This is a genomic window from Gordonia sp. C13 (assembly GCF_023218005.1).
Classification (GTDB): domain Bacteria; phylum Actinomycetota; class Actinomycetes; order Mycobacteriales; family Mycobacteriaceae; genus Gordonia; species Gordonia namibiensis.
Genome location: NZ_JALPSY010000001.1, coordinates 372,797 through 393,518 on the forward strand (window position 1 = coordinate 372,797; position 20,722 = coordinate 393,518).

Consider the following 20,722-nt stretch of genomic DNA (forward strand, 5'->3'; position numbering starts at 1 on the left):
CGAGCGGAGGGGTCATTAAGCTGGCTGCTGTGAGCGTATCCGCAGGCACCGGCTGGCAACCCGACCGCTTCCTGGACCACTATCAACTCCGCACCATCCCGCTGGGCGACGATCCGGACGGGGAATCTCCCGTCACCGCCACCCTGATCCGCCGTGCCGAGGCGGGTGCGCGGATCGACGGCTCCCGCCCCGTGGCCGGTGCGGTGCTCTATGTCCACGGCTTCACCGACTACTTCTTCCACGAGCCGCTGGCCGATTTCTTCACCGCCCGCGGTTACGCGTTCTACGCGATCGACCTGCGCAAATGCGGACGGTCGCGGGAGGACCACCACACCGCCCACTTCACCACCGACCTCGCCCGGTACGACGAGGAGCTCGGACTCGCGCTCGAGCTGATCGCCGAAGAGGTCGGTGCGGACACCCGCATGATCATCGCCGGGCACTCGACGGGCGGGCTGATCACGGCGCTGTGGCTCGATCGCCTGCGCGAGCAGGACCCGGCCCGGCACGGGCTCGTCGACGGCCTGCTGCTCAACTCGCCGTGGCTGGACCTCCAGGGTGACGCCGTCCTGAGGACGCTGCCGGTGACGATGCTGATCAAGGCGGTGGCCGCGGTACAGCCCACCCGGGTGATCCCGCAAGAGCTCTCCTCGGCCTACGGCGAGAGCCTCCACGAGAGCGCGCACGGTGAGTGGAGCTACGACCTCGCCCTCAAACCGATGGGCGGTTTTCCGGTCACCTTCGGATTCCTGAACGCCGTCCGCAGCGGGCAACGGCGGCTGCACCGCGGCATCGACGTCGGCACGCCGGCACTCGTGTTGCGGTCGGACAAGACCCATTTCGCGAAGACCTACTCGGCGTCGACCGATCGCGCCGACGTCGTCCTCGACGTCCGCCAGATCGCCCGCTGGAGCGGCTGCCTCGGCGGACGCGTGTCGACCGTCCCCATCCCCGATGCCCGCCACGACGTCTTCCTCTCCGTGCCACATGCGCGTGAGCAGGCCTATCGCGAGGTCGACGACTGGCTCACCCACACCATCCGGCCCGCGACCGAATCCTCGGAAACCAGTAGGAAAGAGAGCACCCTATGACCGCCACGCAGGTCGTCGACCTGGCCATCATCGGCTCCGGCAGCGGCAACTCCATCCCCGACGAGCGCTACGTCGAGAAGACGATCGCCATCTTCGAGGAAGGCGTGTACGGCGGCACCTGCCTCAACGTCGGCTGCATCCCGACCAAGATGTTCGTCTACGCGGCGGAGGTCGCCGAGATCGCCACGCAGGGAGCACGTCTCGGTGTGCACGCCAAGGTGGACTCGGTGGACTGGCCCGGCATCGTCGAGCGCGTGTTCGGACGGATCGACCCGATCTCCGAGGGCGGCAAGGAATATCGCGTCGACCGGTGCGAGAACATCACCGTGTACAGCTCCCATGTCGAGTTCGACGGCCGGGACGATGACGGCCTCTACCGTCTCGTCACCGCCGACGGTGCAACGGTTCTCGCGCGCGAGGTCGTCCTGGCCGCCGGCTCCCGCGCGGTCATCCCGCCGGTCATCGCCGACTCCGGCGTCACGTACTACACCAACAACGACGTGATGCGTCTGCCGGAGCTGCCGGAGCGACTCGTCATCGTCGGCAGCGGTTACATCGCAGCCGAATTCGCGCATGTCTTCGGCGCCCTCGGTTCCAAGGTGTCGATCGTCGCCCGCGGCCCCGCGCTGCTGCGCAAACAGGACGCCGACATCTCCAACCGCTTCACCCAGGTGGCGAAGGAGAAGTGGGACGTCCACCTCGACACCGGGATCACCGGTGCGGAGGACCTGCCCGACGGCGGGGTACGCCTGCAGTTCGACGACGGGACCCGACTGGAGGCCGATGTCCTGCTCGTCGCCACCGGCCGGAAACCCAACGGCGACCGCCTCAATCTGTCCTCGGTCGGCATCGAACTCGACGAGGAGGGCCGGGTGCGCTGCGACACTCGCGGCCGCACCGCCGCGCGCGGGGTGTGGACGCTCGGCGACGTCAGCTCGCCGTACCAGCTCAAGCACGTCGCCAACCACGAGGAGCGGGTGGTGCAGGCCAACCTGCTCAAAGGTTGGGACGCAGACGATCTCGTCGAATTCGACCACCGGTTCGTCCCCGCGGCCGTCTTCACGCACCCGCAGATCGCCTCGGTCGGGATGACCGAGGACGAGGCCCGCGACGCCGGGTACGACATCACGGTCAAGGTCCAGGCCTACGGTGACGTCGCCTACGGCTGGGCCATGGAGGACACCACCGGCTTCTGCAAGGTGATCGCCGAACGCGGCACCGGCAAGATCCTCGGCACGCACATCATCGGCCCGCAGGCCCCGACGGTGATCCAGCCGGTCATCCAGGCGATGTCCTTCGGCCAGACCGCCCTCGAGGTCGCCCGGGGCCAGTACTGGATCCACCCGGGCATGCCCGAGGTACTCGAGAACGCGCTGCTGGGTCTGGAGATCTAGCGCCGATCTAGAAGATCGTCGACCGCAGCGCGATCTCGCTCGCCAGTTCGGCGGGTGCGTTCTGCGGGATCCAGTGGTCGACCCCGGCGAGTTCGCAGAACCGGAAGTCGGAGTAGGCGTAGCGGCCACTGCCCTGCGCCTGCTCGCGCCCGAGCGCGGCGTCGGCGTCACTCCAGACGAGGGTCGTGGGGATCTCCACCGGCGGGCATGCCATGGTGCCCTTGATGTCGCCGACGAAGTTGGCCCGGTACCAGTTCAGCGCCGCCCGCAGGGCGCCCGGCTCGCGCAGCGGGGCGAGTTCCTCGGCGGTGACCCCGGCGGCGCGCAGCTTCGCACCGTCGTCGGCGAGGAGCGCCTTCTCGGCGCCGTCGGCGACGAAATCGAGGATGTAGGAGGATCTTTCGCGCTGATCGCTCGAGGCGAGCGCATCACGCATCGCCGACGGGTGGCCGGTGCTCGCGACCACCAGACCGGTGAACCGGTCCGGGTACTTACCCGCGAGATGCCACGCGACGATGCCGCCCCAGTCGTGTCCGACGAGGATCGCGTACCCGACCTCCAGCTCGTCGAGCACGGCGATCACGTCCGACACCAGGTGGCTGAGGTGGTAGTCCTCGACGGCCTCGGGACGCGCGCCCGGGCTGTAGCCGCGCTGGTTGAGGACGAGCGTCCGCAGGCCTGAATCGTGGAGTCGCGGGAGCACCGCGTCGTAGCAGGATCCGTCCACCGGGAATCCGTGAAGCAGCAGGACCCACGGGCCCCGTTCCGGTCCCCCGATCCGGACGTCGAAGGTGAGGCCGTTGACGGTCACCTGACGCTGATCTTCAGTCATTGGGCCACGATAGCGTCTGCGCCGAACCGGCGTCGGGGTCCAGGTGGTGGCGGATGACCGGCGCGGAGGCGGGCGGCCCGGTCGCGATGAGATGCATCACCGCGTCCATGTCGAGGTGCTCGGCGACCAGGTCGGCCATCGTGTCGACCTGCCGGCGGCGGATCGCCTCCACCGCGGTGTCGCCGGCGACCCGGAAGTTCCGCACACCGGCCTCGGCGGCCACCTCGGTGAGCAGACGACGCCGGAAGGCGTCGTTGGCCAGCAGTCCGTGCCAGTGCGTCCCACGGACCGCACCGCGCACCGCGCCTTCGGGTCCGGCGACGTCGTCGACGATCCAGGTGTCCTCCCGTGACCCGACGACCCGCCCGTGGTGGATCTCGTAGCCGCCGATGCGCTCGCCACGACCGGTGCCGCTGACCTGGCGCAGTGTCTTGTCGGTGGCGAAGGAGATGTCGAGGTCGAAGACGCCGAGGCCGTCGACGCGGCCGCGCCCGGATTCGATCGCGTCGTCGATGGTCCGGGCGAGCATCTGGAAACCACCGCAGATCGCGACCACGGGGGCGCCGCGGGCCGCGCGGGCGGTGACCGCCTCGGCGAGCCCGCGGTCCCGCATCCAAGCGAGGTCGGCGACCGTGGCACGGGTCCCCGGGATCACCACCAGGTCGGCGGCGGCGACGCTCCCCGGGTCGTCGACCCAGGTCACGTCGACCCCCGGTTCGCAGGCGAGCGCCTCGACGTCGGTGGAATTGGAGATGCGGGGCAACCGGATCGCGGCGACGCGGAGTCGGGCGCCCGAGCCGGGCGGGCACAGCGGCGGCCCGACCCGCCGACCGACGGGGGCGGCCAGCGAGTCCTCGGCGTCGAGCCACAGATCGTCGGCGAACGGCAGGACGCCGAGGCTCCGGCGACCGGTGATCGCCTCGACCTGCTGCAGCCCGGGTTCGAGGATCGTCGGGTCGCCCCGGAACTTGTTGACGACGTACCCCGCTATCAGCGCCTGATCAGTGGGATCGAGGATCGCGGTGGTGCCGAACAGCGAGGCCAGTGATCCACCGCGGTCGATGTCGGTGACCAGCAGCACCGGTAGTCGCGCCGCCTGCGCGAGCCCCATGTTGGCTATGTCGCTGCGGCGGAGGTTGATCTCGGCGACCGATCCCGCCCCCTCACAGAGCACGACGTCGAAGTCGCGGCGGAGTGCGGCGAGCTCCTCGACGACGACTTCCCTCAGCCGAGACCGCCAGGCCAGGTAGTCCCGGGCGCCGACGTCACCGGCCGGGCGGCCGCGCAGCACGACGTGGGAGCGGCGGTCGCTGCCGGGTTTCAGCAGGACGGGGTTGAACCGCGTCGAGGGTTCCAGTCCGCAGGCGAAGGCCTGCAGGGCCTGGGCGCGGCCGATCTCCCCGCCGTCGAGGGTGACCACCGAGTTGTTCGACATGTTCTGCGCCTTGAACGGCGCGACGCGCACGCCGTCGCGCGCAAGAGCACGGCACAGACCTGCGACGACGAGACTCTTGCCGGCGTCGCTACTGGTTCCGCCCACGAGCAACGCACCACCGAGATCGGCCACCACGACAGCGTAGTGGTGGGGGTCGTTCACACGACGCACCACTTGCCTCGCGAATCGCTCCGGCTGGTTACAGTGACGACACCGCCTGCAGGGGCGTGGTCGGGAAGACCTGTGCGAGCGGGTCGGGACAAGGGGGTCGTCGGGCGTGGAGACAGTGGAACCCGGATCGACGTTCGCCGGGTATCGCGTGATCTCCCTGTTGGGGCGCGGTGGGATGGGCCAGGTCTGGCTCGTCGAACATCCGACGCTGGGCCGTCGTGAGGCCCTGAAGATCATCTCGCCGAATCCGGCCGATCCGAGCTTCCACGAGCGGTTCCGCAACGAGGCCCGGACCGCGGCAGCCCTCGATCACCCGGGCATCGTCACCGTCTTCACCCACGGCGTCGAGAACGGCAGCCCGTGGTTCTCGATGACCTACCTCGACGGCAAGGACCTCACCGGCGCCGGCCCGATGCCCGTCGACGAGGTCGTCACCATCACCGCTCGCGTCGCCGACGCGCTCGACTACGCGCACGGTCAGCGGGTCATCCACCGCGATGTCAAGCCGGCGAACATCGTCGTCGCCCGCGGGCCGGACGGCCGCATCACCCGCGTGACCGTTCTCGACTTCGGTATCGCCAGGCTGGTCGACGGCAACAAGATGACCGCGACCAACCTGTTCGTCGGCACGCTGGCCTACGCCGCTCCCGAACTCCTCACCGGCGAGGCCGCGATACCCGCCTCGGACCAGTACGCCCTGGGCTGCACCGTCTTCCAGCTGCTCACCGGCCGTCAGCCGTTCCCGGGCAACACCCCGGCGGCGCTCATCTCGGGACACGTGAACTCGCCCGTGCCCCGGCCGTCGGACCACGATCCGGCTCTGGGGCATCTCGATCCGGTCTTCGCCCGGGCGCTGGCCAAGCAGCCCGCCGACCGGTTCGCATCGTGCACGGAGTTCGCGCGGGCACTCGAGCAGGCGGCAGCCGCGGGCCCGCGTCGCGCGGCCCCCACCACCCCCGCCCCGGCGTTCCCGCCACGAATCCGGCACCAGCCCCCGTTCCAGGTGCACACCCCGCCCACCGCGCACCAGCCGCACACCCCGGCCGCGGTCTTCGCCGGCGGCTTCCCCCCGCCACCTCCCAAGAAGAATCGGACCGGGCTCTTCGTGGGTGTCGGCGCCGGTGTTTTCGTCCTCGTCCTGGCTCTCATGATCACCGCGATCGCCCTGGTGGGCTCCGACGACGCCCCGGCGACCACGGCTTCAGGCGCCTCGACGTCGACGAGCTCGTCGGCCGGATCGACCAGTGCCACACCGGGTTCGGGCGGTGACTTCGCGTCCATCGCCTCGAGCGGCGACAGCACCTGCGCGGTGCGTGGCGGCGAGCTGTTCTGCTGGGGCGGCAACCAGTACGGCACCCTCGGCGACGGTTCGACGACGGACCGGCCGCGCCCGGAGAAGGTGTCCGGCCTCGACGATGTGTCTGCCGTCAGCATGGGCGGCCTCGGTAGAACCTGCGCGATCGCCTCGGGCGACCTCTACTGCTGGGGCCAGGGCGTCGGACAGACCGGCCAGAACGTCACGTTGCCGACCAAGGTGTCCGGCCTGACCGACGTGAGCTCGGTGGCAGTCGGCCTCACCACCTGCGCCGTCAGCTCCGGCGACCTCTACTGCTGGGGCAACAACCTCCACGGACAGACCGGTGCGGGCGCCGACCCCACGATCCCCACACCGACGCGGGTCTCCGGTCTCTCGAACGTCACGGCGGTCTCGACCTCCCACACGACGACCTGTGCCATCGCCACGGGCTCCGCCTACTGCTGGGGCAACAACGCCGACGGGCAGGTCGGCGACGGCACCACCACCAACCGGCCCACCCCGACCAGGCTCGACCTGGACTCCCCCACCTCGATCTCCACGAGCCTCTACTCGACGTGCGCGGTGGCCGACGGTTCCGGCGGCGCCTCGGGGACCGTGTTCTGCTGGGGCGAGAACGGTTCCGGTCAGCTCGGCGACGGCACCGAGGTCAGCCGGCAACGACCGACGCCGATCGACGTCCGGGGCGCGACACAGGTCTCCACCACGGGTTACGCCGCTTGTGCCGCGGCGGGCGGTTCCGCCTACTGCTGGGGTTCACGGAGTGCACTCCCCGACCACGCCCCGGACCGGATCAACGGGCTGTCGGGCGTCACCGAGGTGACCACCGGCTCGGCCAACGTGTGCGCGGTCGCCGACGGGAAGATGTACTGCTGGGGTCTCAACTCCAAGGGGCAGCTCGGCAACGGCACCACGACGACGAGCAACGAGCCGCAGCCCGTGCGCTTCCCCGCCTAGCCCGCCCAGCCGGGCGGGAACCGCGGTCAGGCGTCCGGAAGGGTCAGGATCTCCGCGCCGTCCTCGGTGACCACGAGGGTGTGTTCGAACTGCGCGGTCCACTTCCGGTCGGCGGTCACGACGGTCCAGCCGTCGTCCCACATCTCCCAGGCGAGGCCGCCGAGATTGATCATCGGCTCGATGGTGAACACCATCCCGGGTTCGAGGACGGTGTCGACGTTGGGCTCGTCGTAGTGCAGCACGACGAGCCCGTTGTGGAAGGTCTCGCCGATGCCGTGCCCGGTGAAGTCGCGGACGACGCTGTAACCGAAGCGATTCGCGTACGACTCGATGACGCGGCCGACGACGTTGAGTTCGCGTCCCGGCTTGACCGCCTTGATCGCCCGCTCGGTGGCGGTTCGGGTGCGCTCGACGAGGTCGACGACCTCCTGCTCGACGTCCCCGGCGAGGAAGGTCGCGTTGGTGTCGCCGTGGACGCCGTCGATGTAGGCGGTGACGTCGATGTTGACGATGTCGCCGTCGGCGATGACGGTCGAGTCCGGGATGCCGTGGCAGATCACCTCGTTGAGCGAGGTGCAGCAGGACTTCGGGAAGTCCTTGTAGCCCAGCGTCGACGGATAGGCGCCGTGGTCGACCATGTACTCGTGGGCGATCCGGTCGAGCTCGTCGGTCGTCACGCCGGGTGCGACGGCCTTGCCGGCCTCGGCGAGCGCGTTCGCGGCGATCTTGCCTGCGAGGCGCATCTTCTCGATGGTCTCCGGCGTCTGCACCCAGGGTTCGTGACCCTCGTTCACGGTGGGTTTCCACGCGTACTCCGGCCGCTCGATGGAGTCTGGGACGGTTCGGATCGGCGTCGGGGTACCGGGGGTCAGGGCACTGCGAACTGGCATGCGACCACTTTATCCGTCCACCCGGGGTGGACCGGTGCGCGGACGGCATCGGCGCGACAACTAAGCTCGCCCTAAGACTTCCACGCCGCTGGGCGTCGGGACCGGATTCGAAGGTGGTGACGGTGGGCGCGTCGATCAGATCGGTGCGGGCCTTGCTGGTGGTGGTCCTGACCGTCGTGACCGTCTCGGCGTGCTTCGTCACCCCGATCGAACAGGACCGGCACTCCCCCGGCGCCCATCTGCGCAATGGGCCGCAGACGGCCACCCTCGACGGGAACGATGTGACACCCGTCGCGGACGACCCGGGATCGGCGCTGCCGGTCACCGTCGACTCCGTCCGCTACGGACCCGTGACCGTCACCGACACCAGCCGGATCATCGCCGTCGACGTCAGCGGCACCCTCGGCAGCATCGTCTTCGCACTCGGCATGGGCTCGCGGGTCGTCGGCCGCGACACCTCGACGGCTTTTCCGTCGGCGGTCGGACTCCCGGTGGTGACGAACCGCGGGCACAGTCTCAACGCCGAATCCGTTCTGGCCCTTGCCCCGACGGTTCTGCTGGTCAGCGAGTCGACGGTACCGGTGACCGCGGTGGACCAGATCCGCGACTCCGGCGTCACCGTGGTGGTGTTCCCCGCCACCCGCGACCTCGCGTCCAACAACACGTTGATGCGGTCGGTCGCCAAGACCCTCGGGGTCCCCGAGGCGGGTGAGAAGCTCGTCGAACGCACCGATACACAGATCGAGGCCGCCCGCGATCTCGTCCCTGATCCCTCCGGCGACCCGACGATGGCCTTCCTCTACATCCGCGGCCGCAACCTCCTGCTCCTCGCTGGCCCCGGTTCGGGCGCCGACGACCTGATCGCCGAACTCGGTGGCCGGGACGCCGGTGAGGCGGCACAGCTCACCGGTGCGTTCACCGCCATCACCGCCGAGGCGATGATCACGGCCGATCCCGACGTCCTCATCGTCATGACCCAGGGCGCCGACACGGTCGGCGGACCCGACGGAGTGCTGACGCTCCCGGGGATCGCCGACACCGAGGCGGGCCGCAACCGCCGCGTCGTGCAGATGGACGAGAGCAAGATCCTGGCCTTCGGTCCCGATGTCGGACTCGTCCTCTCGGCGCTGGCGAAGGCGATCTACACGTGAGCATCCCGACCGCCGAGACCAATACCGCGGCACCCGTGACCGCCCGCTCGCACCGGATGCGCAACACCGTCGTCGTCGCCGTGATGCTTCTCGCGACCGCGGCGTTCGCGATCGTGTCCGCCGGGATCGGCCAGGTTGAGATCCCGCCGCTCGAGGTGCTCGGCAGCATCGCGCACCACTTCCACCTCGAGATCGGACCGCTGCCCTCGCATCCCAACGGCGAAGGGGCCCTGTGGAACGTCCGGTTCCCGCGCATCGTGTTAGGACTGTTCGTCGGCGCCGCACTCGGCGCCGCGGGGTGCCTGCTACAGGGCGTCCTCGCCAATCCGCTCGCCGAGCCGAGCATCATCGGGGTGTCCTCCGGGTCGGCCATCGGTGCCTGCCTGGTGATCGTCCTCGCGGGTGGTTCGGCGGGAGCCGGTGGGGCCGCCGGGAACTGGGCGCTGGCCGGGGCGGCCTTCCTCTTCGGACTCGTCACCGCCGCGGCGGTCTACCTGCTCTCCCTGCGCGACGGGTCGTCGTCGGCGATCATGCTGGTGCTGACCGGCATCGCGGTGAACGCCTTCGCCGCGGGCGTCATCGCCTTCCTGACCTTCGTCGCCTCCACCGCTGCCCGCGAGCAGATAGTCTTCTGGCAGCTCGGTTCGCTGGCCGGCCGCACCTGGAGCGAGATCTGGGTGGTGGCACCCCTCGTGGTCGTGGGCGTCGCGGCCTGCGTGCTCCTGGTCCACAAGCTGGACCTGCTCGCCCTCGGTGAGATCCAGGCGGCGTCGCTCGGCGTCAACGTGGAATCCGTTCGACGCCGGGCGATCGTGCTGACCGCGATCCTGACCGCCGCAGCCGTCGCCTTCGCCGGGATCATCGCCTTCGTCGGCCTGGTGGTACCGCACGTGATGCGGCTCATCGTCGGCCCCAAGCACTCGATCCTGCTGCCCACCAGCGTGATCGGCGGCGCGCTCGTCATCACCGGCGCCGACCTCGCGGCCCGCACGATGGTCGGCGACGCCGACCTCCCGCTCGGCATGTTCACCGCACTGATCGGCGGGCCGGTCTTCTTCATCCTGCTGCGCCGCAGCCGTCGCGCGGGGGTCGGCTGGTGACCGCCGCCGTGCAGCCCGCGGGCACGCCGGGCATCGCCGCCGAGGACGTCCGGGTCGAACTCGGCGGCCGTGAGGTCGTCCGCGGCGTCTCCCTCGAGGTCCATCCCGGCGAACTCGTGGCGCTGGTCGGCCCGAACGGATGCGGCAAATCGACGCTGCTGTCGGTGCTCTCGGGCACGCGTGGCCCGAAGAGCGGCCGCGTGACCATCGACGGACGGGACGTCGCGACCACCCCGCTGCGCGAGCTCGCACGTCACCGCAGCGTGGTCACCCAGCAGAACCGCGTGGACACCCCGTTCACCGTCGCCGAGGTCGTCGCCATGGGGCGCTACCCCTGGTTGCGTACCCCCAGGGCAGCCGACTCCCCCGCGGTCATCGCCGACGCCGTCGAGCTGTGCGAACTCGCCGACATCATCGACCGCCCCTTCGCCCAGTTGTCCGGCGGTCAGCAGGCCCGGGTGTCACTGGCGCGTGCGCTGGCCCAGGACACCCCGGTGATGATGCTCGACGAGCCGACCGCCGCCCTCGACATCCACCACCAGGAGCAGGTCCTCGAGATCCTGCGCATTCACCGCGACGCCGGGAACGCCGTGCTGCTCGTCGTGCACGACCTGACGCTCGCGGCCGCCTACGCCGACCGCATCGCGGTGATGAAGCACGGTGAGCTGCTTGCCATCGGTTCGACCGACGAGGTGATGACGGCCGAACTGCTCAGCCGCACCTACGACCATCCCGTCGAGGTCATCGAGCACGGCGGGCGCCGGGTGATCCTGCCCGAACGCTCCTCCCGTTGATCGAGCCCCGTTTCCCGTGATCGAGCTCCGCCGATGTCAGCGGACCGCGTATCCCGGGCCCAGCCCGTCGAAGAAGTCGCGGGTGACGGCGACCGCGTTGTTCGAGTCACCACCGCGGACGACGAGCGTGGCGAAGGCGATGTCGCCGCGGTAGCCGGCGAACCAGGCGTGCGATCCGCCGGCGAACTCGGCCTCACCGGTCTTGCCGAACACCGCTCCGCGGCCGTCGATGACCGACGCAGTACCGCTGGTGATCACCGCGCGCATCATCGGCCGCAGCTGCTGGTAGACCTCCGGCGGCATCGTCGGGGTCGGCCCCTCGATCTCGGTCGGCTTGTCCAGGATCAGTTGCGGCACGGGGGCTTTGGAACCGTTGGCGACGGTCGCGGCGACCAGCGCAAGGCCGAGGGGCGAGACGAGCACCTTGCCCTGTCCGAAGCCGTCCTCGCTGCGTGCGACCAATTCGTTCTCGATGGGCACCGACCCGGAGACCGCGTCGAGGCCGGCGATCGAGTACCGCTGACCGATCCCCATGGCCGCGGCCGTGTGGGCGAGGTCCGAGGGCCCCATCTGGCTGGCGAGCTTGGCGAACGTGGTGTTACAGGACGCAGCGAACGCCTGCAGCATCGACACCGTGCCGAGCGAGAATCCGTTGTAGTTCGGGATCAGTCGCGGACCGATCTGGATCTCTCCCGGGCAGCCGACGGTGGTGTCGGGCCCGGCCATCTTGCGGTTGATGGCAGCCGCCGCGGTGACCATCTTGAACGTCGAGCCGGGCGGGTACAGGCCGGTCGTCGCGATCGGGCCCTGCCGGTCGGCATTGGGGTTCTGCGCGACGGCAAGGATTCGGCCGGTGGACGGCTGCACGACGACCATCGCGACCTGGAACCTGTTGGCGGCGTTGACCGCTCGCTGAGCGGCGTTCTGCACGGTACGCGACAGGCTGAGCGATACGGCGGGTGACGGGTCGGCGTCGTGGTCGGCGAGCACGTCGGCGTCGAGTCCGTTGGGGTTCACCGAGACCACCCGCCATCCGGCCCGTCCGGCGACCTCGCCGTCGACGACCTTCTTGACCTCCGTCAGCAGCGCCGGCGCGAACTTCGGGTCCTTGGGGACCAGTTCGGCCTGTTCGTTGGTGACGACGCCGGGGATCGCGAGCTGGTCTCGCAACCGGTCGAACTGGGCGTGGGTGAGTCGGGCCAGCGGATACTGCTGACCGTTCGAGGTGACCTGTTCGGTGATCAGTTGCTCGTCGAGGTCGCGGTTGAAGGGGCGGAGCACGGCGACCGCACTCGTGACCGAGGTCGCGATCGAGGCCCCCTGCTCGGTGGCCTTCTCCGGGTCGAAGTTCACGCCGACGACGGTGCCGTTGACCATGACCTCCGAACCGTCGGCCTCGTTCACCGTCGCTCGGGGCGCTTCGATGATCTGCAGCGAGAGTCGTTGGTCCGCGCCCAGCTTCGGATGGACCGCGGTCGACGCCCAGCGCACCCCCCAACCGGCGTCGGACCGACCCAGGTGCAGGGTGGCGTCGTACGACCAGTCACGGCCGCGCGGGAGCGCCCAGGTGTAGTCGACCTCCACCTCGGCGGTGTCCCCGGTGACGCGAACCCGACCGGCCTTGGCCTCGAGTTCCTCCGCGGCGAGACCCGACCACGCCGACTCCATCGCCGAGCGGGACGTCTGTGGCACATCGGTGAGGGCGGCCGCGGCGTCGAGTTCCTGTTGCGAGTACGCCTCGAGGAATCGTTCCGCGGCGCGGCGCGGGCCATCGTCCTCCGAGGACGAGCAGGCGGCGGTCGCGCTGATCACGACAGCACAGACCGCGACCATCACCGCCGGGGTCCATCGAGTTCGCATGCGCCACATCGTGGTCGAGTCTATGGCTGCGGGGCATCGATACCCGGTAGGCACGCGGGAGGTCGCGGTGTGACCTGAGACCGTGAGTCGATCAGTCGACGAGGACGGTCGCGAAGGTGCCGACCTCGGTGAACCCGATGCGGTCGTAGACCGCACGGGCGGTCTCGTTGAAGCTGTTGACGTACAGGCTCGGGAGTCGTCCGTGGGCCGCGACCGCCTCGGCGACCGCCGCGGTGCCACTCAGGCCCAGACCCTCACCGCGTCGGTCCGGCGACACCCACACGCCCTGGATCTGACCGACCCGCCGCGACAGCGACCCGATCTCCGCCTTGAACACGACATCGGGACCGTCGAAGCGGGCGAAGACCCGTTGGGCGGAGATCAGCGACGCCAGACGTCTGCGGTAAGAACGTCCGCCGTCGCCTGCGGTCGGGTCGACCCCGACCTCGCCGATGAACATGTCGATCGCGGCCGGCATGTAGGCGTCGAGGTCGTCGAGGGTGACCAGCCGGACGGCCGGATCCGACGGGACCGCCGGGCTGCCGGACAGGACGAGCAATGGCTGGACCGGACGCACCTCCCGCGCGGGACCCCATACGGGTTCGATCTGCTGCCACATCGGCAACACCAGGTCGGCCCGGCCGACGATCGACGAGCACGCGCGGGGTGCGGCGACCGCACGATCGGAGAAGTAGTCGAGGTCGTCGGCGGACCCGATGAGCGGGATCAGGTTGGCACCGGAGAAACACAGCGACGTCGAGGGGTCCTGTGCGGTCCAGAGCTCGCCGCCGAGCAGACGCGGGTTGATGCCGTGGGTCTCGAACCTCGCGGCGACCATGCACATCGCCACCGGGTCGGACATGAGCACGCGTTCGACGGCAGCTGCATCACGCGCGCCGAGCGGTCTGTCGCCCAGTAGCTTCAGCACCACCGCTCCTCACTTCCCCACGGGGACTCGCGACAGCGCCCGTTCGGTTCGAGCCGATGGCGCCTAGGAGACGGTGACCACGGGCGAGCCGACGTGCGTGCCGTCTCCAGTTTCCCCTGATTCCTCGGCAATCCGCAGCGCTTCTTCGATCAATGTCTCCACGATCTGCGCTTCCGGCACGGTCTTGATGACCTCACCCTTGACGAAGATCTGTCCCTTGCCGTTTCCGGAGGCGACACCGAGGTCGGCCTCGCGGGCCTCGCCCGGCCCGTTGACCACGCAGCCCATGACGGCGACGCGCAGCGGGACCTCCATGCCCTCGAGGCCCGCGGTCACCTCGTCGGCCAGCTTGTAGACGTCGACCTGCGCGCGGCCACACGACGGGCAGGACACGATCTCGAGCTTGCGGGGACGCAGGTTGAGCGACTGCAGGATCTGGTCGCCGACCTTGATCTCCTCGGCCGGCGGCGCCGACAGCGATACACGGATGGTGTCGCCGATGCCCTCGCTCAGCAGTGCGCCGAAGGCCACGGCCGACTTGATCGTGCCCTGGAATGCCGGACCGGCCTCGGTGACGCCGAGGTGCAGCGGGTAGTCGCACTGGGCGGCGAGCTGACGGTAGGCCTCGACCATGATCACCGGGTCGTTGTGCTTGACCGAGATCTTGATGTCGCCGAAACCGTGCTCCTCGAAGAGGCCCGCCTCCCACAGCGCCGACTCGACGAGCGCCTCCGGCGTCGCCTTGCCGTACTTCTGCAGGATGCGCTTGTCGAGCGAGCCCGCGTTCACGCCGATGCGGATCGGGATGCCTGCATCACCGGCGGCCTTCGCGACCTCTTTCACTCGGCCGTCGAACTCCTTGATGTTGCCCGGGTTCACTCGCACCGCGGCGCAGCCGGCGTCGATCGCGGCGAAGATGTACTTCGGCTGGAAGTGGATGTCGGCGATGACCGGGATCTTGGACTTCTTGGCGATGATCGGCAGTGCCTCGGCGTCCTCGGGACGCGGGCATGCCACGCGCACGATGTCGCAGCCCGACGCGGTGAGCTCCGCGATCTGCTGCAGCGTCGCGTTGATGTCGTGGGTCTTGGTGGTCGTCATCGACTGCACCGAGATGGGGTGGTCGCTGCCGACGCCGACCGAGCCGACGAACAGCTGCCGGGTCTTGCGGCGCGGGGCCAGCACCGGCGGGGGTCCGGCCGGCATGCCGAGTCCGATCGGCACGGCGTTGGCAGGAGTCGGGGCGTTCATCTCATTCACCTCTGTGATTCGGGTGTGGGTCTTCTCGGGCGTCTTGGGGTGATTCGTTGTGGGAGGTCACCACGGATTGATCGGGTTGATGATGTCGGCGGTGAGGGTGAGCACCATGAAGCCGGCCATCACCACCACCGCGGCGTAGGTGATCGGGAGCAGTTTGTAGTAGTCGACGGCGGCGCCGGGGGCCCGGCCGAACCAGCGGCGGACGGTGTCGCGGCCCTTCTCGTAGCCGACGATCGCCATGTGGCCGCCGTCGAGCGGCAGCAGCGGGACCAGATTGAACAGGCCGAGGAAGAAGTTGATGCTGATCAACAGCATCCAGAACATGTCCCATAGACCGCGTTCGACCGCCTGGCCACCGAGCACGGAGGCGCCGTACACGCTGACCGGGGTGTCGAGCGCGCGCTCGCCACCGGTCACCGCGGTCCACAGTGCACCGATCTTGGTGGGCAGCGACAGCAGCGCGTTCCAGGTCTCCTTGATCAGGTCACCGGTGAAGACGAAAGCGCCCGGGATCACATCGAAGCCGCTGAAGTCCTTGATCGCCGGCGGGGCGTCGTAGGCGATGCCGACCATGTTGTACGACACGCTCTCGGTGGTGCCGTCGGAGCGCTTGGCGGTGACGGTGACCGGCTCGGGGGTCATCGTCAGGTCGAGGCGCTCACCGGCGCGGTCGACGGTGAGGACGACCGGGCCCGTGGACTCGCGGATCACCGGGGTCAGGTCTGCGGCCTTGCCGACCGGGGTCCCGTTGATGGCCACGATCTCGTCGCCCGGGCGCAGGCCCGCGGCCGCCGCCGGTCCGCCGCCGGTGCAGGGCGAGTTGGTCTGTTCACCGTCGGCGATGGTGATCGTCGACGACACGCATTGGGTCTCGGCCACCTTCGCCGGGGTCGGCGGCGGGCTGAGGTCGGGCAGCCCGAAGGTGAGGCCGACGATGATGATCAGCACGAAGCCGAGGATGAAGTTCTGCGCGGGACCGGCGAACAGCACGACGAGGCGCTTCCAGGCCTTCTGCTTGTACATCGCCCGGTCCTGCTCGTCGGCGGTGAGCTCCTCGTGCGGGGTCATTCCTGCGATGTCACAGAAGCCGCCGAGCGGGATCGCCTTGAGTCCGTACTCGGTCTCGCCGCGGCGCGTCGACCAGATCGTCGGCCCGAAGCCGACGAAGTAGCGACGCACCTTCATGCCGGTTGCCTGGGCGGCCCACATGTGACCGCACTCGTGCCAGGCGACCGACAGCAACAGTGCCACCGCGAAAAGCGTGACACCGATCGCGAAACTCACGTACTCACTCCATCCAGATCAAGATGCGCACCGATCACGACGAGGCGACGACCAGCTGCGCGGCGCGCTCCCGGGCCCACCGATCGGCGGCGAAGACCTCCTCCACAGTACCTGGCGCGACACGCCACTGATCCGCCTCGCCGAGCACCTCACCGATGATCTCGACGATCCGCGGAAAACGGATCGCACCTGCGAAGAAGCCGTCGGCGGCCGCCTCGTTGGCGGCGTTGTACACCGCGGTGAGACTCCCGCCACCCCGTCCCGCCGCCCGGGCGAGCTCGATCGCCGGGAAGACCTCGTCGTCGACGGGCTCGAACGTCCACGCCGAGGCGGTGGAGAAGTCGCATGCGGTGGACGATCCGGGGACGCGATCGGGCCAGCCCAGCGCCAGGGCGATGGGGAGTTTCATCGACGGCGGCGACGCCTTGGCGACGGTCGCGCCGTCGACGAAGGTCACCATCGAGTGCACGATCGACTGCGGATGGACGGTGACGTCGATGTGGTCGTAGTCGACGTCGAAGAGCAGATGCGCCTCGATGACCTCGAGGGCCTTGTTGACCAGGGTCGCCGAGTTGAGGGTGATCATGGGGCCCATCGACCAGGTGGGGTGCTTCCCGGCCTGCTCGGGGGTGACGTCCCGGAGCTGTTCGGCCGACCAACCGCGGAACGGCCCGCCCGACGCGGTGAGCACCAGCCGGTCCACCTCGGCGGCGGTACCCGCGCGCAGGCACTGGGCGATGGCCGAGTGCTCGGAGTCCACCGGGACGATCTGACCGGGAGCCGCTGCGTCGAGGACGAGTGCCCCGCCGGCGACGAGGGACTCCTTGTTCGCCAGTGCCAGCCGCGCCCCGACACGCAGCGCCGCGAGGCTCGGGGCCAGCCCGATCGATCCGACGACCGCGTTGAGGATCACGTCGACGCCGCCGTCGGCGGCCACCGCGTCGATCAGGTCGCACATGGCGTCGGCGCCACCGAGGACCGGCGCCGCGAGTCGTTCGGCGAGCTCGGCGGCACGCGCCTCGTCGGCGACGGCCAGCCGGGACGCGGGGACACCGAAGGCCGCGGCCTGTTCGGCCAGCCGGTCGAGGTTGCCGCCGCCCGCGCCGAGACCGGCGACCTCGAAGCGGTCGGGATGTTCGGCGATCACCTCGAGCGCCTGAACGCCGATGGAGCCGGTCGAACCGAGGATCAACACACGTGTGGGCACGGATCCATTGTGTCAGCCGGCCGGATGCACCTTCCGCCAGTGCTCGGCGATCTCGATGCGGCGGGTGATCCACACACCGTCGTGGGACTGGATGTGGTCGAGGAACCGCTCGAGGGCCGCCAGCCGGGCCGGCCGTCCGACGAGCCGGCAGTGCAGTCCGACGGACAGCATCTTCGGCGCCCCCTCGACGCCCTCGCGGTAGAGGACGTCGAAGGCGTCGCGCAGGTGCGCGAAGAACTGCTCCCCCGACGGGAAGCCGCCGGGAGACGAGAACTTCATGTCATTGGTGTCGAGCGTGTAGGGCACCACGAGGTGGTCGACGAGTTCGTCGCCGCGCGGGACCTTCACCCAGTACGGCAGGTCGTCGGCGTAACTGTCGGAGTCGTAGGTGAACCCGCCCTGTTCGACGACGAGGCGGCGCGTGTTGGGTGAGTCCCGGCCGGTGTACCAGCCGCGCGGCCTTTCCCCGGTGATCTCGGTGAGCAGTTCGATCCCGGCGCGCATGTGATCGCGTTCGACCTCGGGGTCGATCAGCTGATAGTTGAGCCACCGGTAGCCGTGGCAGGCGATCTCGTGACCGCGTTCGACGAAGGCCGCCGCCACCTCGGGGTTACGGGCCATCGCCTGGGAGACCGCGAAGATCGTCAACGGCAGTCCACGGCGGTCGAAGGCCCGCAGAACCCGCCACACCCCGGCCCGCGAGCCGTACTCGTAGATGCTCTCCATGCTCATGTGCCGGTTCGGGAACGGCTGTGCGCCGACCATCTCCGACAGGAAGGTCTCACTGCCGCGGTCGTTCTCGAGCACGTTGTTCTCGCCGCCCTCCTCGTAGTTGAGGACGAACTGAACGGCGATCTTGGCGTCCCCGGGCCACTGCGGATTCGGCGGCGTGGCACCGTATCCGATCATGTCGCGGGGATAGGCCTCGGCACGGTAGTCGGCCAGGGAACGACCGGCACCGGGGCCGGCGCGGAACTCGGACGGAGACATGTGCCGCATTCTGTCACCGAATCACCCACCGGGCTGGGTCGGCGAGATCACTGTGCCGCTATGCTGTTCGAGAACTACTACCGTTCGTCAGACTTCTGACGACCCGCGCTGTGAGGAGTGGCTGTGGCAAGCACCGATGTGGAGCACACTGGCGGACACGCCGACGTCATCGACACCGGCTGGCGTCGTGAGCCCGCCGATGCGCCGTCGGCTCGTTTCGGCTGGTTCGGATCGGCGACGAAGACCTTCTACGGTGCCGCCATCTTCTTCGCGGCCTTCCTGCTGCTCATGATGATCGGTAACCACACCGGTCACGTCGAGGATCTCTGGCTCATCGCCTTCGCGGTCGGCGTCCTGTACTTCGCGGTCCGCGGCTGGTGGATGAACCGCGGCAAGTGGTCCTGATCCTCCACTGACCAGACACCGAAAAACGCTGAGCGGCACCGCCGCTCAGCGTTTTTCGTATCTCCGGTTTCGTCTCCCGGCTCAGCGCTCTTCGGCGGCGAGCTGGCCGCAGGCCGCGGCGATCTCCTGCCCGCGGGTGTCGCGCACGGTGCAGGACACGCCCTGCTCGCGGACGCGGCGCACGAATTCCCGTTCCACCGGTTTGGGACTGGCATCCCACTCCGAGCCGGGGGTCGGGTTGAGCGGGATGAGGTTCACGTGCACGAGCGAGCCGAGCGCCTTGTGCAGCTTCTGCCCCAGCATGTCGGCCCGCCAGGGCTGATCGTTGACGTCGCGGATCAGGGCGTACTCGATGGAGACGCGACGTCCGGTGGTATCGGCGTAGTAGCGGGCCGCCTCGAGGACCTCGGCCACCGACCAGCGGTTGTTGACGGGCACGAGGGTGTCGCGCAGTTCGTCGTCGGGGGTGTGCAGGGACACCGCGAGCGTGACCGCGAGGCCCTCGTCGGCGAGGCGCCGGATCGACGGGGCGAGACCGACGGTCGAGACGGTCACCGATCGCGCCGAGATCCCGAGACCGTCGGGGGCCGGCGAGGTGATCTGACGGACTGCGCTGACGACGCGCTTGTAGTTGGCGAGCGGTTCTCCCATGCCCATGAACACGACGTTCGAGAGGCGTCCCGGCTCGCCGAGTTCACCGTCGCGCAGAGCGCGCGCGGCGGCGCGCACCTGATCGACGATCTCGGCGGTCGACAGGTTGCGATCGAGGCCGCCCTGTCCGGTCGCGCAGAACGGGCAGGCCATGCCGCAGCCGGCCTGACTGGAGATACACAGAGTGTTGCGTTCGGTGTATCGCATGAGCACGCTCTCGAGGAGGGTGCCGTCGTGCAGGCGCCAGAGGGTCTTTCGCGTCGAGTCGTCGTCGCACGAGATGTGCCGCACCGGGGTGAGGAGCCGCGGGAACAGCTTCTCGCGCACGGCGTCGCGGGAGACCGCGGGCAGATCGGTCATCTCCTCGACGTCGCCGTTGAGGCGCGCGTAGTACTGACGGGCCAGCTGATCGGCCCGGAACTTCGGGAGACCCAACTCGGCCAGCGCCGCGACGCGACCGGCGGCGTCGAGGTCGGCGAAGTGTGTCGGCGGCAGCCCGCGTTTGGGCGCGTCGAACACCAGCGGTAATGAGGTCATTGGGCCATTGTCGCATGTCATGATGAACCCATGACCACACCCGATCGCCGACGAACCGGGAATCCGGTCCCCCAGTGGGGTTCGCAGGGCGAGCCTCACCCTGCTCACGACACCGCGCCCGTCCCCGAGCCCGCACCCATGACCCCGGTACCCGCCGGCGATGATCACGACGCCGTGCTGGCCGAGCGTGACCGTCTGCGCCAGACCGTCGCCGACGTCGAACACACCCGCACACGCGCGACCTGGTTCGGCGTCGTCATCGGCGCCGTCATCCTGGTCCTGCTGCTGGTGTTCATCGTGCAGAATCTGGAGAGTCAGCGGATCGAGCTGATCTTCTGGGAGGTCAACCTCCCGCTCGGGGTCAGCCTGCTGATCGCCGCGATCGCCGGCGCGCTGATCGTCGCCCTCATCGGCGGGCTGCGCATGTTGCAGCTACGTCGGGCCCTGAAGAAGGCCGCCGGGTAGGCCGG

Annotated in this window: 18 protein-coding genes; 8 read left to right on the forward strand and 10 right to left on the reverse strand. The window is 69.3% G+C overall.

The features are described from left to right. Nucleotides 1-29 precede the first annotated feature (29 nt). Complete coding sequence (locus M1L58_RS01755; protein ID WP_006866867.1) at nt 30-1,091, forward strand: alpha/beta hydrolase; 1,062 nt, start codon at nt 30-32, stop codon at nt 1,089-1,091. Then, a complete protein-coding gene (gene mtr, locus M1L58_RS01760; RefSeq protein WP_248657599.1) occupies nt 1,088-2,485 on the forward strand; it encodes a mycothione reductase in 1,398 nt (465 codons plus the stop codon). The genes M1L58_RS01755 and mtr overlap by 4 nt, the downstream gene beginning before the upstream one ends. Nucleotides 2,486-2,492: 7 nt before the next feature. On the opposite strand, the gene M1L58_RS01765 is transcribed toward mtr, so the two are convergent. Then, on the reverse strand, nt 2,493-3,296 hold the full coding sequence (locus tag M1L58_RS01765) for an alpha/beta fold hydrolase (protein ID WP_374112645.1): 804 nt from the start codon (nt 3,294-3,296) through the stop codon (nt 2,493-2,495). A 13-nt stretch (nt 3,297-3,309) separates the two neighbouring features. Further along, nucleotides 3,310-4,884, reverse strand: coding sequence for a cobyric acid synthase (locus M1L58_RS01770; RefSeq protein ID WP_248657707.1), 1,575 nt, complete (start codon nt 4,882-4,884; stop codon nt 3,310-3,312). 145 nt (nt 4,885-5,029) lie between these two features. Here M1L58_RS01770 and M1L58_RS01775 point away from each other — a divergent pair, with 145 nt between their 5' ends. Continuing rightward, nucleotides 5,030-7,195: a protein kinase domain-containing protein gene (locus tag M1L58_RS01775; RefSeq protein WP_248657601.1), complete on the forward strand. Its 2,166-nt coding sequence runs from the start codon at nt 5,030-5,032 to the stop codon at nt 7,193-7,195. A gap of 26 nt (nt 7,196-7,221) precedes the next feature. On the opposite strand, the gene map is transcribed toward M1L58_RS01775, so the two are convergent. Then, nucleotides 7,222-8,085 (reverse strand): type I methionyl aminopeptidase, encoded by an 864-nt coding sequence (map, locus tag M1L58_RS01780; protein WP_006866861.1) that lies wholly within the window; start codon nt 8,083-8,085, stop codon nt 7,222-7,224. A 143-nt stretch (nt 8,086-8,228) separates the two neighbouring features. Here map and M1L58_RS01785 point away from each other — a divergent pair, with 143 nt between their 5' ends. From M1L58_RS01785 to M1L58_RS01795, 3 genes are read left to right on the forward strand one after another with little or no spacing between them, the layout of a single operon-like run. Beyond that, nucleotides 8,229-9,236 carry a heme/hemin ABC transporter substrate-binding protein gene (locus M1L58_RS01785; RefSeq protein WP_248657708.1) on the forward strand — a complete coding sequence of 336 codons (1,008 nt, stop codon included), beginning with the start codon at nt 8,229-8,231 and terminating at the stop codon, nt 9,234-9,236. Then, nucleotides 9,233-10,336 (forward strand): FecCD family ABC transporter permease, encoded by a 1,104-nt coding sequence (locus tag M1L58_RS01790; RefSeq protein ID WP_248657602.1) that lies wholly within the window; start codon nt 9,233-9,235, stop codon nt 10,334-10,336. Before M1L58_RS01785 ends, M1L58_RS01790 begins: the two co-directional genes overlap by 4 nt. Beyond that, nucleotides 10,333-11,130 carry a heme ABC transporter ATP-binding protein gene (locus M1L58_RS01795; RefSeq protein WP_006866858.1) on the forward strand — a complete coding sequence of 266 codons (798 nt, stop codon included), beginning with the start codon at nt 10,333-10,335 and terminating at the stop codon, nt 11,128-11,130. Before M1L58_RS01790 ends, M1L58_RS01795 begins: the two co-directional genes overlap by 4 nt. 36 nt (nt 11,131-11,166) lie before the next feature. Here M1L58_RS01795 and M1L58_RS01800 read toward each other — a convergent pair whose 3' ends face one another. From M1L58_RS01800 to puuE, 6 genes are all read right to left on the reverse strand, one after another. Then, entirely contained in the window at nt 11,167-12,999 is a 1,833-nt protein-coding gene (locus tag M1L58_RS01800) for a penicillin-binding transpeptidase domain-containing protein (protein WP_040536084.1), read from the reverse strand. 82 nt (nt 13,000-13,081) lie between these two features. Then, the gene (locus M1L58_RS01805) at nt 13,082-13,918 is read right to left on the reverse strand and encodes a GNAT family N-acetyltransferase (RefSeq protein WP_248657603.1); all 837 of its coding nucleotides are present in this window, start codon (nt 13,916-13,918) and stop codon (nt 13,082-13,084) included. Nucleotides 13,919-13,981: 63 nt separating this feature from the next. Then, nucleotides 13,982-15,169, reverse strand: a complete 1,188-nt coding sequence (gene ispG, locus M1L58_RS01810; RefSeq protein ID WP_006866855.1) for a flavodoxin-dependent (E)-4-hydroxy-3-methylbut-2-enyl-diphosphate synthase — start codon at nt 15,167-15,169, stop codon at nt 13,982-13,984. A 66-nt stretch (nt 15,170-15,235) separates the two neighbouring features. Beyond that, a complete protein-coding gene (locus M1L58_RS01815) occupies nt 15,236-16,462 on the reverse strand; it encodes a M50 family metallopeptidase (RefSeq protein ID WP_006866854.1) in 1,227 nt (408 codons plus the stop codon). A 34-nt stretch (nt 16,463-16,496) separates the two neighbouring features. After that, nucleotides 16,497-17,669, reverse strand: a complete 1,173-nt coding sequence (dxr, locus tag M1L58_RS01820; protein ID WP_006866853.1) for a 1-deoxy-D-xylulose-5-phosphate reductoisomerase — start codon at nt 17,667-17,669, stop codon at nt 16,497-16,499. 12 nt (nt 17,670-17,681) lie between these two features. Beyond that, nucleotides 17,682-18,668: an allantoinase PuuE gene (puuE, locus tag M1L58_RS01825; RefSeq protein WP_154881921.1), complete on the reverse strand. Its 987-nt coding sequence runs from the start codon at nt 18,666-18,668 to the stop codon at nt 17,682-17,684. Between the two features lie 114 nt (nt 18,669-18,782). Between puuE and M1L58_RS01830 the strand changes: the two genes are divergently transcribed. Next, nucleotides 18,783-19,064, forward strand: a complete 282-nt coding sequence (locus M1L58_RS01830; protein WP_005199001.1) for a DUF2631 domain-containing protein — start codon at nt 18,783-18,785, stop codon at nt 19,062-19,064. Between the two features lie 81 nt (nt 19,065-19,145). Here the strand turns inward: M1L58_RS01830 and rlmN are convergent, their stop codons facing one another. Next, nucleotides 19,146-20,252, reverse strand: a complete 1,107-nt coding sequence (gene rlmN, locus M1L58_RS01835; protein WP_248657604.1) for a 23S rRNA (adenine(2503)-C(2))-methyltransferase RlmN — start codon at nt 20,250-20,252, stop codon at nt 19,146-19,148. A 30-nt stretch (nt 20,253-20,282) separates the two neighbouring features. Between rlmN and M1L58_RS01840 the strand changes: the two genes are divergently transcribed. Beyond that, complete coding sequence (locus M1L58_RS01840) at nt 20,283-20,717, forward strand: LapA family protein (RefSeq protein ID WP_248657605.1); 435 nt, start codon at nt 20,283-20,285, stop codon at nt 20,715-20,717. The last annotated feature ends 5 nt before the right edge of the window (nt 20,718-20,722 follow it).

Bases quoted from the DNA above. Each gene is read 5' to 3' on its own strand.
- M1L58_RS01800 (WP_040536084.1), bottom strand. From the start codon at position 12,999: ATGTGGCGCATGCGAACTCGATGGACCCCGGCGGTGATGGTCGCGGTC.
- map (WP_006866861.1), bottom strand. From the start codon at position 8,085: ATGCCAGTTCGCAGTGCCCTGACCCCCGGTACCCCGACGCCGATCCGA.
- M1L58_RS01840 (WP_248657605.1), top strand. From the start codon at position 20,283: ATGACCACACCCGATCGCCGACGAACCGGGAATCCGGTCCCCCAGTGG.
- mtr (WP_248657599.1), top strand. From the start codon at position 1,088: ATGACCGCCACGCAGGTCGTCGACCTGGCCATCATCGGCTCCGGCAGC.
- puuE (WP_154881921.1), bottom strand. From the start codon at position 18,668: ATGCGGCACATGTCTCCGTCCGAGTTCCGCGCCGGCCCCGGTGCCGGT.
- ispG (WP_006866855.1), bottom strand. From the start codon at position 15,169: ATGAACGCCCCGACTCCTGCCAACGCCGTGCCGATCGGACTCGGCATG.
- rlmN (WP_248657604.1), bottom strand. From the start codon at position 20,252: ATGACCTCATTACCGCTGGTGTTCGACGCGCCCAAACGCGGGCTGCCG.